The sequence below is a fragment of the Mycobacterium sp. SP-6446 genome, from assembly GCF_001954045.1.
GTDB lineage: Bacteria > Actinomycetota > Actinomycetes > Mycobacteriales > Mycobacteriaceae > Mycobacterium.
This window is the reverse complement of the sequence record NZ_MBEM01000088.1, coordinates 1-821: the sequence shown is the minus strand read 5'-3', so window position 1 is coordinate 821 and position 821 is coordinate 1. Positions and strand designations below refer to the sequence as shown.

The 821-nt window shown below is 66.3% G+C and carries 1 protein-coding gene; it reads left to right on the top strand.

The window, feature by feature from the left end:
• Positions 1-821: phosphopantetheine-binding protein (locus A5736_RS07110; protein ID WP_139333180.1), on the top strand; the 821-nt coding region annotated here is incomplete at both ends.

The following is an 821-nucleotide window of genomic DNA, read 5'->3' as shown; positions in this document are numbered from 1 at the left end:
GCGCCGGGAACGCGGATGTATCGCACCGGGGATCTGGTGCGCTGGCGTGCCGATGGCCAACTCGACTACGTGGGCCGGGCTGATGAGCAGGTCAAAATCCGCGGCTATCGCATCGAATGCGGCGAAATCCGGGCCGCCCTAACCCAACTCGACGGGGTCCAACAAGCCGCGGTCATCGCCCGCGAAGACCGTCCCGGCGACAAACGCCTCATCGGCTACATCACCGGAACAGCCAACCCGGCCACCATCCGCGACCAACTCGCCCAACGGCTACCGGCCTACATGGTCCCGGCCCAGATCATGGTGCTCGACGCGTTGCCGCTGACGGTCAACGGCAAAGTCGACGCCCGCGCCCTCCCCGCCCCGGACTACACCATCGGCGGGTATCGGGCCCCGAGCACCCCCACCGAAGAAATCCTGGCCGGCATCTACGCCCGAATACTCGGACACGACCGCGTCGGCATCGACGACTCCTTCTTCGACCTCGGCGGCGACTCACTCTCAGCGATGCGCCTGGTGGCGGCGATCAACACCGCATTGGATGCCGACGTTGGGGTGCGTGTCGTGTTCGATGCGCCCACGGTTGCCAGGTTGGCGCCGCGTATCGCTGAGGGCGCTGGTCGGCTGGATCCCGTGGTGGCAGTTGAGCGCCCGGCGGTGGTTCCGTTGTCGTTTGCCCAGCAGCGGTTGTGGTTTATCGACCAGTTGCAGGGGCCCTCGCCGGTTTACAATGTCGCGGCTGCATTGCGGCTAAGCGGGCCGCTCGATGTTGATGCGTTGGCTGCGGCGCTGGCCGATGTGGTGGGCCGTCATGAAAGCCT